A 415-nucleotide genomic window follows, 5' to 3' on the forward strand; every position below is an offset into this window, starting at 1 on the left:
TGTTTCCACCTGTAAAGTTTTTCTTGTTTCTTTTGGTATTACAATTCGTCCCAAATTATCTACTTTTCGTACAATACCTGTTGCTTTCACAAGCAGGCCCTCCTTTTTTTACAAATAGAATATTCCACATATCGCGTAATCGTTTACATTATTTTAAAACTATATATACTATAAAAAAGTTTATCTCAATCTGTAGAAATATTCTCCATGTCTTCTTACGTCCACTGTTGCAGACCTTCTATTCTCTTCATGCCCTCAATCACTTTTTCGTCACTCACTATATAATAAACCTCATTTCCTTTTCGCTCATAGGAAACGATCTTACACTGTTTTAACTTTATTAACTGCTGTGACATTGTAGATTGTGGAACACGTAGTAACTTCTGTAACTCGGATACATTTAATGGACCTTTCG

2 protein-coding genes are annotated in these 415 nt (G+C 33.7%); both read right to left on the reverse strand.

Annotation, left to right across the window (positions count from 1 at the left end):
- A partial coding sequence (locus tag ACQGS6_RS29490; protein ID WP_426966112.1) for an AbrB/MazE/SpoVT family DNA-binding domain-containing protein occupies positions 1-90 on the reverse strand: 90 nt, incomplete at its 3' end.
- A 125-nt stretch (positions 91-215) separates the two neighbouring features.
- The coding region (locus ACQGS6_RS29495; RefSeq protein ID WP_426966111.1) for an ArsR/SmtB family transcription factor at positions 216-415 on the reverse strand (200 nt) is incomplete at its 5' end.

This window comes from Bacillus sp. GMs2/2, from assembly GCF_050172095.1.
GTDB classification, from domain to species: Bacteria; Bacillota; Bacilli; order Bacillales; family Bacillaceae_G; genus Bacillus_A; species Bacillus_A cereus.